11 protein-coding genes are annotated in these 12,592 nt (G+C 74.3%); 3 read left to right on the forward strand and 8 right to left on the reverse strand.

The window, feature by feature from the left end; genetic code table 11:
* The first annotated feature begins 36 nt into the window (after positions 1–36).
* Positions 37–4,293: an AAA family ATPase gene (locus tag ACE1OA_RS27805; RefSeq protein WP_432753550.1), complete on the forward strand. Its 4,257-nt coding sequence runs from the start codon at positions 37–39 to the stop codon at positions 4,291–4,293.
* Positions 4,294–4,305: 12 nt separating this feature from the next.
* Here the strand turns inward: ACE1OA_RS27805 and ACE1OA_RS27810 are convergent, their stop codons facing one another.
* Both ACE1OA_RS27810 and ACE1OA_RS27815 read right to left on the reverse strand, forming a co-directional pair.
* Complete coding sequence (locus ACE1OA_RS27810) at positions 4,306–5,520, reverse strand: acyl-CoA dehydrogenase family protein (protein ID WP_356601070.1); 1,215 nt, start codon at positions 5,518–5,520, stop codon at positions 4,306–4,308.
* A 6-nt stretch (positions 5,521–5,526) separates the two neighbouring features.
* Positions 5,527–6,549 carry a phosphotransferase family protein gene (locus ACE1OA_RS27815; RefSeq protein WP_356601069.1) on the reverse strand — a complete coding sequence of 341 codons (1,023 nt, stop codon included), beginning with the start codon at positions 6,547–6,549 and terminating at the stop codon, positions 5,527–5,529.
* A gap of 163 nt (positions 6,550–6,712) precedes the next feature.
* Here ACE1OA_RS27815 and ACE1OA_RS27820 point away from each other — a divergent pair, with 163 nt between their 5' ends.
* On the forward strand, positions 6,713–7,993 hold the full coding sequence (locus ACE1OA_RS27820) for a glucarate dehydratase family protein (RefSeq protein WP_432753551.1): 1,281 nt from the start codon (positions 6,713–6,715) through the stop codon (positions 7,991–7,993).
* A gap of 64 nt (positions 7,994–8,057) precedes the next feature.
* Here ACE1OA_RS27820 and ACE1OA_RS27825 read toward each other — a convergent pair whose 3' ends face one another.
* Positions 8,058–8,969, reverse strand: coding sequence for an MBL fold metallo-hydrolase (locus ACE1OA_RS27825; protein ID WP_432753552.1), 912 nt, complete (start codon positions 8,967–8,969; stop codon positions 8,058–8,060).
* 103 nt (positions 8,970–9,072) lie between these two features.
* A complete protein-coding gene (locus tag ACE1OA_RS27830; RefSeq protein WP_384869692.1) occupies positions 9,073–9,369 on the reverse strand; it encodes a hypothetical protein in 297 nt (98 codons plus the stop codon).
* 203 nt (positions 9,370–9,572) lie between these two features.
* On the opposite strand from ACE1OA_RS27830, the gene ACE1OA_RS27835 reads away from it, so the two are divergent.
* Complete coding sequence (locus ACE1OA_RS27835; protein WP_384869690.1) at positions 9,573–10,511, forward strand: NADP-dependent oxidoreductase; 939 nt, start codon at positions 9,573–9,575, stop codon at positions 10,509–10,511.
* Positions 10,512–10,579: 68 nt separating this feature from the next.
* Here the strand turns inward: ACE1OA_RS27835 and ACE1OA_RS27840 are convergent, their stop codons facing one another.
* The 4 genes from ACE1OA_RS27840 to ACE1OA_RS27855 all read right to left on the reverse strand — a co-directional run bounded on the left by ACE1OA_RS27840 (position 10,580) and on the right by ACE1OA_RS27855 (position 12,546).
* Complete coding sequence (locus tag ACE1OA_RS27840; RefSeq protein ID WP_356601064.1) at positions 10,580–10,888, reverse strand: DUF202 domain-containing protein; 309 nt, start codon at positions 10,886–10,888, stop codon at positions 10,580–10,582.
* Positions 10,885–11,280 (reverse strand): YidH family protein, encoded by a 396-nt coding sequence (locus tag ACE1OA_RS27845; RefSeq protein WP_147977266.1) that lies wholly within the window; start codon positions 11,278–11,280, stop codon positions 10,885–10,887. Before ACE1OA_RS27845 ends, ACE1OA_RS27840 begins: the two co-directional genes overlap by 4 nt.
* A 9-nt stretch (positions 11,281–11,289) precedes the next feature.
* Positions 11,290–11,820: an NUDIX hydrolase gene (locus ACE1OA_RS27850; protein ID WP_356778705.1), complete on the reverse strand. Its 531-nt coding sequence runs from the start codon at positions 11,818–11,820 to the stop codon at positions 11,290–11,292.
* Between the two features lie 81 nt (positions 11,821–11,901).
* Positions 11,902–12,546 (reverse strand): TetR/AcrR family transcriptional regulator, encoded by a 645-nt coding sequence (locus tag ACE1OA_RS27855; protein WP_356601062.1) that lies wholly within the window; start codon positions 12,544–12,546, stop codon positions 11,902–11,904.
* Positions 12,547–12,592: the final 46 nt, after the last annotated feature.

Below are 12,592 nucleotides of genomic sequence, written 5' to 3' on the forward strand. Positions count from 1 at the left end.
CGGTCCCCGAGCGGGCGCGACAGGTATAACTTCCGGGTGGAGGTCGACCGAAGGCTCGTCGTCGCCGGCACCGGCGCCTACGACCACGAAGACGGACTGCCGCTCGTCCGCGAGGAGTTGAAGGCGGCGATCCGGCTCTTCGGTGGCCTCGGCTACCGCCTCGACGAGCGGATCGAGGAGGTCACCACCGCGGAGTTCCGTTCCCGCCTGGCGGACTGGGCCTCCCGCTGCGACCACACCGGCGAAGCCGTCGTCGTCTACTGCACGGGCCACGGAGTCCAGGGCCCCGACCGGCACTATCTGCTGTGCCGGGACAGCCACGGACAACGCCTGAACAGCACCGCGCTGGCCGCCGAGGACCTCACGCGCCTCGTCCTGGACGCGGGCGCCGGACGCGTCCTGCTCGTCGTCGACACCTGCTACGCGGGCGGGGCGGGGGCCGACGCCGCCCGGATCGCCGGCACGCTGCACCGCTCGCTGCGCGACGGCGCCGGCCGCGCCGGCGGGCTGACCGACTTCTCGGTCATCGCCGTCGCCCGCGCCGGGGAACCGGCCGCGCCGATGGTCTTCGCCGGCGCCCTGGAGACCGCGCTCGCCCGGCTCTCGCTCTCCCACAAGCAGCAGTACCTGTCCGTGGAGCAGGTCGTCCGCACGGTCAACGACATCTACCGCAGCGCCGGCATGCACCAGACCGCCCACGCCCACGTCGTGACCGAGGGATACGCCTTCTTCTCCTTCGAGAACTCCGGCTACCGCCCCGAGGCGCGCTACGACGACTGCGATCTCGCCGAACTCACCGTCCGCCTGAGCCCCGAGGGGCGCCGCCGCCGCGCCGAACTGGAGAACCACTTCGTCCCCCGGGGGCGTGGCTTCGAGGACGGCGGCGCGGGCGGCCGGGCCTCGTACTTCATGGGCCGCACCGCCGAACTCGACCGCCTCACCACGTGGCTGGGCGGCGGAGTCGGCGGGTGGGGCAGGGGAGTGGTGGTCACCGGGGGCCCGGGGGTCGGCAAGTCCGCCCTGCTCGGCCGGCTGCTCCTGCGCGCCGCGTCCCCCGCCTCGGCGACCGCCGTCCCCACGGCGATCCACGCCCGCCACCGCTTCCTGGCGGACATCGTCGCCGGCATCGCGGACGCGGCCGGCCTCGACGGCGCGACCACCGTGCAGACGTTGCTGGTGGGCCTCGCCTCACGCCGGGAACCGCTCGCCGTCCTCGTCGACGCCCTGGACGAGGCGGGCGAGGCCGGCGCCGACGACGCCGAGGCCCGGCGCATCGCCACCCTGCTCCTGGTGCCGCTGGCACGGATTCCGTGCGTACGCCTCCTGGTCGGCACGCGGCGGCACGTCCTGGACGCACTGCGCGGCGAACTGTCGGTGCTGGACCTCGACGACCGGCTCGCCGCCAGCCGGGACGACGTCGCACGGTACGCCCGCAGGCTGCTCCAGGCCCCCGACGGACCCGGCAGCACCGGGCCCTACGACGACCCCACCGCCGTCGCCGTCGCCGAGGAGATCGCCGACCGGGCCGGGGGCAGCTTCCTCTCCGCGCGGATCGCCGCCCGCCACCTCGGCCGCATGCCCCGGTCGATCGACCTGACCGACCCGGGCTGGCGCGCCGGGGTCCCGGTGGTGGGGGAGGCGCCGGGCGAGACGTTCCTCCGGGTCCTGCGGCACCGGCTCGGCGCGCAACGGGCCCGCGGCCTCCCCCTGCTGGGCGCGCTCGCCCTCGCCCAGGGCCGCGGCCTGCCACCCGACGAGGTGTGGCGGGCCGCCGCCGGAGCACTGGGCCGGCGGTCGTACTCCTGGGAGGACGTCGAGTGGATCGTCCGGGCCGCCGGCGAGCACCTCGTGGAGGACCTCGACGAGTCCGGCCGGTCCGTCTACCGGCTCTACCACCAGTCCTACGCCGACGCCCTCGCCGCCGACATCACCCCGGCCGCCCGGGACCGGGTGGCCCGGGCCCTGTACGCCCTCGTCCCTCGCGTCGACCGGGTGCGCGACTGGACCGCCGCCCCCGCGTACGTGCTGCGCCACCTCGCCGAGCACGCCGAGGGAACGGACCTCCTCGACGTCCTCGCCCTCGACCCCGCCTACCTGCTCACCGTCGACACCGACGCCCTCCGGCGCGTCCTGGACCGCGCCCCGTCGGGCCCGGCCCACGACGCGGCCCGCACCCTGAACCACGGGGCGGCCCTGCTCCGCAGCACGGCGGACCCGGCCACCCGCGCCGCACGCCTGAGACTGTCCGCCTTCCAGTCCGGCGCCGAACCCCTCGCCCGGGCCGTCCGCGACCATCACCCCGACCTTCCCTGGGACACCCTCTGGGCCGACGTCGCTCCCGTCCCGTACACCACGCTCGGTACCCTCACCGCGCCGGTCGGCGGTGCCGCCGTCGTGACCGCGCACGGCCGGCCGGTCCTCGTGACGGCCGAGACCGGCGGCCCGGTCTCGGTCTGGGACTGCACCGACGGCCGGCCGCTCGGGCTGCTGCCGGGCGACGTCGGCCGGGTGACCGGGGTGCACGGCTGCGACGGGCACCCGTGGGCGGCCCTGCGGACCCGGACCCACGTCTGGGTCTGGGACGTGGAGAGCCGGGACCTGATCGGAGCGATCGAGCACGAGGGCCGTGCCGCGCTCGTCGACTGCGCGCTGCTCGCCCTGGACGGCCGGTGCGTGGTGGTGACCCTCGACGCGAGGGGCGAGGTCGTCCTGCACGACCTGACGCGGGACCGCGTCCTCGCCCGGCTGCGCGAGGGACGGCGGCGCAGACCGTGGCAGGCGGTCCGGCTGGCGGCGGCACCCTCGGAGGACGGCGGGTTCCGTGTCGCGACCACCGTCGAGTGGCATCAGGACGAGCTCTCGTTCCGCCGGGCCCGGCTGACGGTCTGGGAGATCGGCCCGGACGCCGAGCGGCCGGCCCGGACCTGGACCCGCGTCCTGCGCGGACGCCGGGTCTCCGCCCTCGCCGTCCACGGCGCGACCGTGGCCGCGGCGACGAGACGCGCCTGGCTCCCCACGCGCGGGGGCCGCTCCCTCGCCCTGGAGATGCGCGGGCCGAGGGTCGTCGAGTGGGCCGGGGGCCGGCGCCATCTGCCCGCCCTGCGCGTCTGCCCCGGTGCGCCGGACGGCACGGGGCTGTGGTCCCTCTACGAAGCGGGGGGCACGGTGTTCGCCTTCGACGAGCGGGGCGAGGCGGCCGCCGCGACCCCGGTCGACGCTCCGGTGCGGCACCTCCTGGCGGCCGGTCGCGGGCCGAAGGGCCTGTGGCTGGTCTCGCTCGCCCCCGACGCCGCGTCCGCCAAGTCGTGGACGCTCGCCCCGGGTGGCGCGGACGACGCCGAGGACGCCGTGGACACGTCCATGGCGGTCGGGACGAGCGACGGCCGGCCCGTGGTCGCGAGCCGCCGCGGGGCACGGGTGCGGCTGCTGGATCCGGAGACCGGTGCCGAACTGCGCGCCGACGCCATCGACACCGGCTTCGTCGCGGGCACTTCGGGGGCGCCCCTGATGCGGCTGCGCCCCGGGAAGCGGGCCGTGACGGAACTGTGGGGCGGTGCGGACGGCGGGGCCGTCGATCGCCGCGGCACCGTGGACGACCTGCGACCCGTCCTCCTGGGCGGGGTCCCGCACCTGGCGATGGTCAAGGGCTACGGCGGTCTGGGCGAGAAGTACCTGGTGCTGCGAAAGCCGACCGGCGCCACCGTGTGGGCGGAAGGGGTGGGGCTCGTACGAGTCGGACCCCTGCGCGCCGTTCCTGCCGGTGGGTACGCCCTCATGGCCGTGGCCGGCGCTCTCCCGGGCAGCGGCGGCAACGACCAGGGAGCGTTCGACTTCGGCCCGGAGCAGTACATGCTGGCGGTCCGGTCGCTGCCGGGCGAGGCCGTCGACCACTGGGAGGAGGTGCACTCCCTGGACCTCGTGCACGACGTGGGCGTGTGGCCCGGAGGCCCGGTCGTCGGGTACGTCACGGCGGACGGACGCCTGGTCGTCCGCACCCGCTTCCTCCCCGCCGGGACGAGGAGCCGGGACCGTCACCCGCCCGAGCCGGTGACACGGCCCGACTCCGCCCGGATCTCGGTCTTCCGGCTCCAGACCCGGCACGGGCGGCCCACCGTCCTGACGGCCACCGCCGACGGGTACGTCACGCTCTTCGTCGTCGCGGCGGCCGACGACCAGCCCGAGGTCCTGCACCGGATCCCGCTCGGCTGCGCGGTGCGCGACCTGGAGTGGGTGGACGACGAGCGGCTCGCCGTCCACACCGCCACCGGGGTGATCTGCCTCAGGCTGCCCTGAACTCGGCCGCCGCTACAGGTACTTCTTGATCTCGCGGCGCGCCAGCGATCGCTGGTGCACCTCGTCCGGCCCGTCCGCCAGCTTCAGCGTCCGCGCCGCGGCCCAGAGTTCGGCGAGCGGGAAGTCCTGCGAGACACCGCCCGCGCCGTGCACCTGGACCGCCTTGTCGATGATGTCGACCACCGCGCGGGGGGTCGCGATCTTGATCGCCTGGATCTCCGTGTGCGCGCCGCGGTTGCCGACGGTGTCCATCAGCCAGGCGGTCTTGAGGACCAGCAGCCGCAGCTGCTCGACCGTCACCCGCGCGTCCGCGATCCAGTTCTGCACGACGCCCTGCTGGGCGATCGGCTTGCCGAAGGCCGTACGGGACACGGACCGCCGGCACATCAGCTCGATGGCCCGCTCGGCCATGCCGATCAGCCGCATGCAGTGGTGGATGCGGCCCGGGCCGAGCCGCGCCTGGGCGATGGCGAAGCCGCCGCCCTCCTCGCCGATCAGGTTCGAGGCGGGGACGCGGACGTCGTGGAAGAGCACCTCGGCGTGACCGCCGTGGGAGTGGTCCTCGTAGCCGTACACCTGCATCGCGCGCCGTACCTCGACACCGGGGGTGTCGCGCGGCACGAGGATCATCGACTGCTGGCGGCGGACGTCCGAGCCCTCGGGGTCCGTCTTGCCCATCACGATGAAGATCCGGCAGTCGGGGTTCATCGCCCCGGAGATGTACCACTTGCGGCCGTTGACGACGTACTCGTCACCGTGGCGCTCGATCCGGGTCTCGATGTTCGTGGCGTCGGAGGAGGCCACCTCGGGCTCGGTCATCGCGAACGCCGACCGGATCTCCCCGGCGAGCAGCGGCTCCAGCCACTGCTTGCGCTGCGCCTCGTCGCCGAACTGGGCCAGCACCTCCATGTTCCCGGTGTCCGGGGCGGCGCAGTTGAGGGCGGTCGGCGCCAGGTGGGGACTGCGGCCGGTGATCTCGGCGAGCGGCGCGTACTGGAGGTTGGTCAGCCCCGCGCCGTACTCCGCGTCGGGCAGGAAGAGGTTCCACAGGCCCTGGCGCTTGGCCTCGGCCTTGAGGTCCTCCACGACGCCCGGGGTGTCCCAGGGGGAGGCGAGCAGCGCCCGCTGCTCGTGCTCGACCCGCTCGGCCGGGTAGACGTGCTCGTCCATGAAGGCGAGCAGCTTGGCCCGCAGTTCCTCGGTGCGGGCGTCGAACGCGAAGTCCATGACGGATCAGCCTTCCTGGAGGGTGGTGAGGCCGTGCTCGATGAAGACGGGGACCAGTTCGCCGATCCGGTCGAAGCCGGCGCCGACGGTCTGCCCGAGGGTGTAGCGGTAGTGGATGCCCTCCAGGATCACGGCGAGCTTGAACCAGGCGAAGGCCGTGTACCAGGAGATGGCGGAGGTGTCCCGGCCGGAGCGGGCGGCGTAGCGCTCGATCAGCTCGGCGGGATCGGGGTGCCCCGCGGCGGCCGCGGTGGTGCTGACCGGGGAGTGGGGAAGGTCCAGCCTCGCGCTGTACATCACGAGCAGGCCGAGGTCCGTCAGCGGGTCACCGAGGGTCGACATCTCCCAGTCGAGGACGGCCTTGATGCGGTCGTCCTCGCCGATCAGCACGTTGTCCAGGCGGTAGTCGCCGTGGACGACGGTGGCGGCGGGGGAGGGGGGCAGGGCCCGGCCGAGGGCGGCGTGCAGTTCGTCGATGCCGGCCAGTTCCCGGTTGCGGGACGCGTCGAGCTGCTTGCCCCAGCGCCGGAGCTGCCGGTCGAGGAAGCCCTCGGGGCGCCCGAAGTCGGCGAGGCCGACCTCCGCGGGGTCCACGGCGTGGAGGTCGACGAGGGTGTCGACCAGGCCGAGGACGGCGGCGCGGGTGCGCTCGGGCCCGAGCGGGGCGAGCTGCTCGGCGGAGCGGTAGGGCGTGCCGCCGACGAACTCCATGACGTAGAACGGCGCCCCGAGCACCTGGTCGTCCTCGCAGAGCACGACCGGCTCCGGAACGGGCACGGCCGTCGGGTGCAGGGCGCTGATGACCCGGTGCTCGCGCTTCATGTCGTGCGCGGTCGCCAGGACGTGGCCGAGCGGCGGCCTGCGCACCACCCACGCGCCGGTGCCGTCGGTGACCCGGTACGTGAGGTTGGACCGGCCGCCCTCGATGAGCCGGGCGGTCAGCGGGCCGGATACGAGCCCGGGCCGCGCGCGGTCGAGGAATCCGCGCAACTGCTCGGGATCGAGACCTGGCGGCGGGGCTGGGCTCATCGTGCGTACCTCCGGGTGGCTTCGCGGGCCGGGCGCGGCCGGCGGGTCGGCGTTCATGATGACCGACCAGTCGGTATGTCGTCCAGGGTCCGTCCGGGCGTGACACCGGGAAAGCCTGTCCGGCACCCTGGTCGCGAATCTGATCCATGAATAGAGTTCACATATGAATCCTGCGAGTTCTGATCTGATCGTCGACGAGGTCCGGCTGACCCCGATCCTCATCTCCGACCCGCCCCTGCTCAACACTCAGGGTGTCCATCAGCCGTACACGCCGCGCCTGGTGGTCGAGGTCGTGACGCGCGGGGGAGTGAGCGGAGTCGGGGAGACGTACGGCGACGGGAGGTACCGGGAGCTCGCGCGGCCCCTCGCCGAGGCGCTGCCGGGGCGATCGATCACGGATGTGAACGGCCTGTTCAGGTTGGCGGCCGAGGTGTGCGGCGATTCACGTGCCGTCGACGGGCGGGTGGACGCGGGCGGCCTGCGCGGGGTGCAGACCGCCGACAAGCTCCGCCTGTCCGTCGTGTCCGCCTTCGAGGTCGCCTGCCTGGACGCCCTCGGCAAGGCGCGCGGCCTTCCCGTCCACGCCCTGCTCGGCGGCAGGGTGCGCGACAGCGTCGAGTACAGCGCCTACCTCTTCTACAAGCACGCCGGCCAGGACGCGTGGGGCCCCGCGCTCGACCCAGCCGGCATCGTCGGGCAGGCGCGCCGCTTCGACCGGGAGTACGGCTTCCGCTCCTTCAAGCTCAAGGGCGGGGTCTTCCCGCCCGAGCAGGAGATCGCCGCGATCCGCGCCCTGGCCGAGGCGTTCCCCGGCCGCCCGCTCCGGCTCGACCCCAACGGCGCCTGGTCGGTCGAGACGTCGCTGGCCGTGGCCCGGGAGCTCGCGGACGTCCTGGAGTACCTGGAGGACCCGGCCACCGGCACGGCCGCCATGGCCGAGGTCGCGGCCCGCACGGACGTGCCGCTCGCGACCAACATGTGCGTCACCACCTTCGAGGAGGTGCCGGAGGCCTTCGCCCGCGACGCCGTGCGGATCGTCCTCTGCGACCACCACTACTGGGGCGGCCTGCACCGCACCCGCGAACTCGCCGCGCTCTGCCGCACCTACGGCGTCGGGCTCTCCATGCACTCCAACACCCATCTCGGCATCAGCCTCGCCGCCATGACCCATGTCGCCGCCACCCTGCCGCTGCTCGACCACGCGTGCGACACCCACTACCCCTGGCAGACGGAGGACGTCGTCACCACCCGGCCCGACTTCCGGGACGGCCGCCTCGCCGTCTCCGACGCGCCCGGCCTCGGGATCGAGCTCGACCGCGACCGGCTGGCCGACCTGCACCGCCGCTGGGTGGCGGACGACGGCACGATGCGCGACCGCGACGACGCGGCGGCGATGCGGCGTCTCGACCCGGACTGGCGGGCGCCCGCGACCCCGCGCTGGTAGCGGCGCGGGCCGTGCGGCGGGCGGGCGGCGGCTCTCCGGCGTCCGCCCGCCGCACGGCCGGCCGTCAGGCGTGGCAGGCCACCGGCACGCCCCCGTTCATCGCCGCCATGTCGCCGAAGACCGCCGCCGGGTCCAGCGGGGAGCCTTCCGGCAGGCCGTCCAGTTCCGCGTACGCCCGGTGCAGGTTCGCCACCAGGCGCTCGCTCTCCCGCCACGCCGCGAACTCCCCGAGATCCGCCTGCCGGGCCGTCTCCAGCGGCGTGGCCCCCTTGGCGCGACCCTCGGCGGCCAGCTCGGCGACCCAGCGCAGATAACGCTCCGTGGCGTCGTACGCCGACGGGTCGGTGACCCTGCCGTGGCCCGGCACGACCGTCGGGGCGTCCAGCGAGCGGAGCAGGTCCAGGGCGCGCAGCGATCCGGCGAGCGAACCCATCGGCAGGAACGGCGTCCCGCCGTGGAAGACCAGGTCCCCGGTGAAGACGACGCCGTGCCCGGGAAGGTGCACGATCGAGTCGCCCGTGGTGTGGGCGGGCCCCGGGTGCAGCACCCGTACCTCCGTCTCGCCCACGTGCAGCGTCAGCCGCTCGCTGTACGTGAGGGAGGGCGGCGCCACCTCGATGTGCCCGAAGTCCGTCTGCGGCCACAGCAGGTGCAGCTGGCGGCCGGCGGCCAGCTGTTCGGCCCGGCAGTTCTCGTGGGCCACGATCCGGGCCTCGGGCAGGAACACCCCGTTGCCGTAGGTGTGGTCACCGTGGTGGTGGGTGGAGACGACGGTCCGCGGCAGCGGCAGGCCCTCGGCGAGCACCGCCTCGCGCAGCAGCCGGGCTCGTCGCTCCGTGGCCGCCGTGTCCACGAGCAGCGTCTCCCCGCCGCTGCCGAGGAACCCGGCGTTGTTCAGGCACCAGCCGCCGTCGGGCTGGACGAAGGCGTGCACGGACGGGGCGAGCGTGACGACGTACGGATCGGTGGCAGGCAAGGGGATCCCCCCGGAAGGAAACTGACGCGTGGTCGGACGACAGGAGCAGCCTGCCAGTCGGATCCGTCCGGGGGGAAGCTCGGCCGCGGGAGTGCGGACGGTGTCAGTGGTCGTCCCAGTGCCCGTCGTGGGCCGCGTGCCGGTGCCCGTCGTGGACGTAGTCCTGGTGGTCGCCGTGGGTCACCGCCGGGTGCCCGCATCCGGGCCCGTGCTCGTGCGCGTGCCCGTCGTGCGCCAGGTGCCCCTCCCGCTCGCACTCGTCCCAGTGTCCGGCGTGCTCGCGGTGCAGGTGTCCGTCGTGGGCGTAGTCGACGTGGCCCTCGTGGTCGATGGCCGGGTGCCCGCAGGCCGGCCCGTGGGCGTGCTCGTGCGTGGGGTGCTCGGGATGGGGAGCGGTCATGGTGTCGCCTCGGTGATGAGGGGGTGGGTGACCGCTCCAGGCTAGTCCGTTATGCCGGTTCAGTCCGCTTTTCGGCTCGGGGGTGGCGTGGTGTCCCCCTCGGCATCCGCGCACCGAGCCGGCCGATCGCGCCGCCCGGCCGCCGCCCCCGGCCGGGCGACCCCGGCTTGCGGGAGGCAGGGGCCGCGTCGATCGTTCGGGGTATGAAGGCGATCAGCTACAGCCGGTACGGCGGACCCGAGGTGCTGGAGTACGGCGAGCGGCCCGACCCGAAGGTCGGACCGGACGCGGTGCTGGTCAAGGTACGCGCCGCCGCCGTCAACCCGGTCGACTGGAAGGCCCAGGCCGGGTACCTCGACGGCATGATGGACGCGGTCTTCCCCGTCGTCCCCGGCTGGGACGTCTCCGGCGTCGTCGTCCAGCCCGGCGTCTCCGTCACCGAGTTCGCCGTGGGCGACGAGGTCATGGGCTACGTCCGGGAGGACTTCCTCGCGCGCGGCACCTTCGCCGAGTACGTCGCCGCCCCCGTCCGCACCCTCGCCCGCAAGCCGCGCACCGTCGGCTTCGAGGAGGCGGCCGCGCTCCCGCTCGTCGGACTCACCGCCTACCAGTCGCTCCACCACGCCCTGGCGGTGCGCTCGGGCGAGACCGTCCTGGTGCACGCGGCGGCCGGCGGGGTCGGCTCCATGGCCGTCCAGATCGCCCGGCACCTCGGCTGCCGCGTCCTCGGCGCGGCGCGCGAGGCGGGCCAGGACCGCGTCCGTGAGCTGGGCGCCGAACCGGTGCTGTACGACGAGCGGACCTTCACCGAGCAGATCCGCGCCCTCGCCCCGGACGGCGTGGACGCCGCGCTGGACACCATCGGGGGTCCCTTCCTCAAGCTGACCCCGGACGTCCTCGCGCCGGAGGGCCGCCTCGTCTCGATCGCCGACGGCGAGGTGCTCGCCCTCGGCGGCCGGTACTTCTGGGTCCGCCCCGATCCCGAGGACCTCGCCGCCCTCGCCGTGCTCGTCGACGACGGCGTCCTGACGGTCCGGGTGGCCCGCAGCTTCCCGCTGGAGGAGGCGGCCGACGCCCAGCGCGCCAACATGGAGGGCGGCCTGAACGGCAAGGTCGTCGTCACGGTCGCCTGGCCGGACTGAGTTCCAGGGAGCGGGCGTCTTGCCGATCTCGCCGGGCTCCCGGGTGTGAACGATCGACACGGCACCCCCTACAGCACCACCGCCACGGCGAACACCGCGAGCGCGGCCGTGCACGTCGTCGCGAGCAGCGCCCCCCGGTGCGAGAGCGCCCGCGGCGCGGGGGCGTCCAGGTGCTGGATCCGCCGGTGGGCGACCGCCAGGAAGGCCACCCAGACCAGCGCCACCCCCGCCGCGCCGGCCAGCCCGGCGGCGGTGATCTCGTCGTGGATCGCCGCCTTCGCCGCCAGTACCGCCACGATCGTGCAGGTCAGCGTCGTGCGCCGCCAGGCCAGCCGGGTTCGCTCGGGCTGCAGTCCGGGGTCGCGGCCCCCGGTCACCGACCGGCCCAGCCGAAGAGGACGACCACCACCATGGCCAGCGCCACCACGGCCACCGCCAGGCTCAGCAGGGTCGGGAAGCGCGACACCGGAAGGTCCTCGCCGCGGCGCATGGCGCGCTCGCAGCGCACCCAGTGGTTCACCGCCCGCAGGGCGCACAGCACGCCCGCCGCGAGCAGCGCCAGCGCCAGCCCGACCCGCACTCCCCAGCGCAGGTCCGGGAGGAACTGGTCGACCGCGAAGCCGCCGCCGACGAGCGCGAGAGCCGTCCGGATCCAGGCGAGGAAGGTGCGTTCGTTGGCGAGGGAGAACCGGTAGTCCGGGGTCTCGCCCTCCTCGCTGATCCGCTGCGGGGCGAACCACAGCCGCAGGCTCTGTACGAAGTCGCTCACGCGGGCACCTTATAGGCCCGGTCCGCCGGTCGCCCGGTACGCGAGCAGCCGCTCGTACGCCGCCCTGCCGTCCGGAACCCACTCCCGGTCGCCCAGCCTGCGCGTCAGTTCCTCCTCCGGCAGGAAGGCGTGCCAGGCGACCTCCTCGATCTGCGGACGCACCGGCAGCGTGCACCGCACCTGGTACACGGCCGACCACCACTTCCCGGCGACGCCCTCGGAGTCGTACAGGAAACGGAACAGCGGCTCGGGGCGCGGGAGCCCGGACACGCCGAGTTCCTCCTCCGCCTCGCGCAGCGCCGCCTCGTCGTAGGACTCGCCGGCGCCGACGACACCGCCGACGAACATGTCGTACAGGGACGGGTAGACGAGCTTCGTCGGCGTGCGGCGGTGCACGAAGATCCGGTCCTCGGCGTCGCGGACCAGGATGAACGCGCAGCGGTGGATCAGACCCCGCGCGTACGCCTCCCCACGCGGGGCCTGCCCGATGACCCGGTCGTCCTCGTCGACGATGTCGACGATCTCGTCAGTGGCGCTCATGCGGCCATCCAAGCAGGCCGCGGGCGCCGCCGGTGATCGGGACGGTCGGTCCTGCCCGTGAGCTCGTTCATGGAGGTCCCTTCAGGACGTGGATCGGGGGTCGGGGCCGCTCGGGGGCGGTGCGGCGGAGAGGAGCGCCGTGGTGGTCCCGGCGAGGTCGGCCAGGAACAGGGCCTCGCCGGTGAGGGGTTCGGAACCGTCGAGGTACTGCCGGGCGCGGTCGGCCATCGCCGCGCCGACGACGGTGAGCGCCAGGTCCAGGCGCTCCAGGCGCACGGGCTCGGGCAGTGCGGCCAGGCAGCCCTCCACGCGTTCGATCAGGCGCCAGTAGGCGGTGCCGGCGAGCGCGGGGTGGGGGGTCCGGCTGCGCACCCCGCTCTCGTGGCTGAGCTGCGCGGAGATCCGCAGGCAGCGCCGGCCGCGGTCGGTGCGCAGCTCGCTCGCCTCGGCGGTGACCAGTGCCGTGATCAGGGCGCCCGGCTCGTCGGGGGCCGCCGCGAGCAGGGGCGCGAGCACCTGCTCCGTGCGCAGCCGGCGGCCCGCCATCACCGCGTCGAGGAGCCCGCCCCGCGAGCCGAAGTGGTACTGCACCGCGGAGGGATTGCCCTGTCCGGCCCGGGCGACGATGTCGCGCAGCTGGGCGCCGTCGACTCCCTGGGCGGAGAAGACCTCCTCCGCGGCGCGGATCAGCTTCTCCCTGGTCTCCGGTCCCGATGTCCTGGCCATACCCTCATATTAATGCTGGACATTAGGAAACGGGAGAGCCCCGGAC

The sequence above is a fragment of the Streptomyces sp. JL2001 genome, from assembly GCF_050917515.1.
GTDB lineage: Bacteria > Actinomycetota > Actinomycetes > Streptomycetales > Streptomycetaceae > Streptomyces.

Excerpts from the sequence above, each read along its gene's own strand:
- ACE1OA_RS27815 (WP_356601069.1), bottom strand. The coding sequence starts at position 6,549 with ATGAGCCCAGCCCCGCCGCCAGGTCTCGATCCCGAGCAGTTGCGCGGA.
- ACE1OA_RS27855 (WP_356601062.1), bottom strand. The coding sequence starts at position 12,546 with ATGGCCAGGACATCGGGACCGGAGACCAGGGAGAAGCTGATCCGCGCC.
- ACE1OA_RS27820 (WP_432753551.1), top strand. The coding sequence starts at position 6,713 with ATGAATCCTGCGAGTTCTGATCTGATCGTCGACGAGGTCCGGCTGACC.
- ACE1OA_RS27835 (WP_384869690.1), top strand. The coding sequence starts at position 9,573 with ATGAAGGCGATCAGCTACAGCCGGTACGGCGGACCCGAGGTGCTGGAG.
- ACE1OA_RS27810 (WP_356601070.1), bottom strand. The coding sequence starts at position 5,520 with ATGGACTTCGCGTTCGACGCCCGCACCGAGGAACTGCGGGCCAAGCTG.
- ACE1OA_RS27850 (WP_356778705.1), bottom strand. The coding sequence starts at position 11,820 with ATGAGCGCCACTGACGAGATCGTCGACATCGTCGACGAGGACGACCGG.
- ACE1OA_RS27830 (WP_384869692.1), bottom strand. The coding sequence starts at position 9,369 with ATGACCGCTCCCCATCCCGAGCACCCCACGCACGAGCACGCCCACGGG.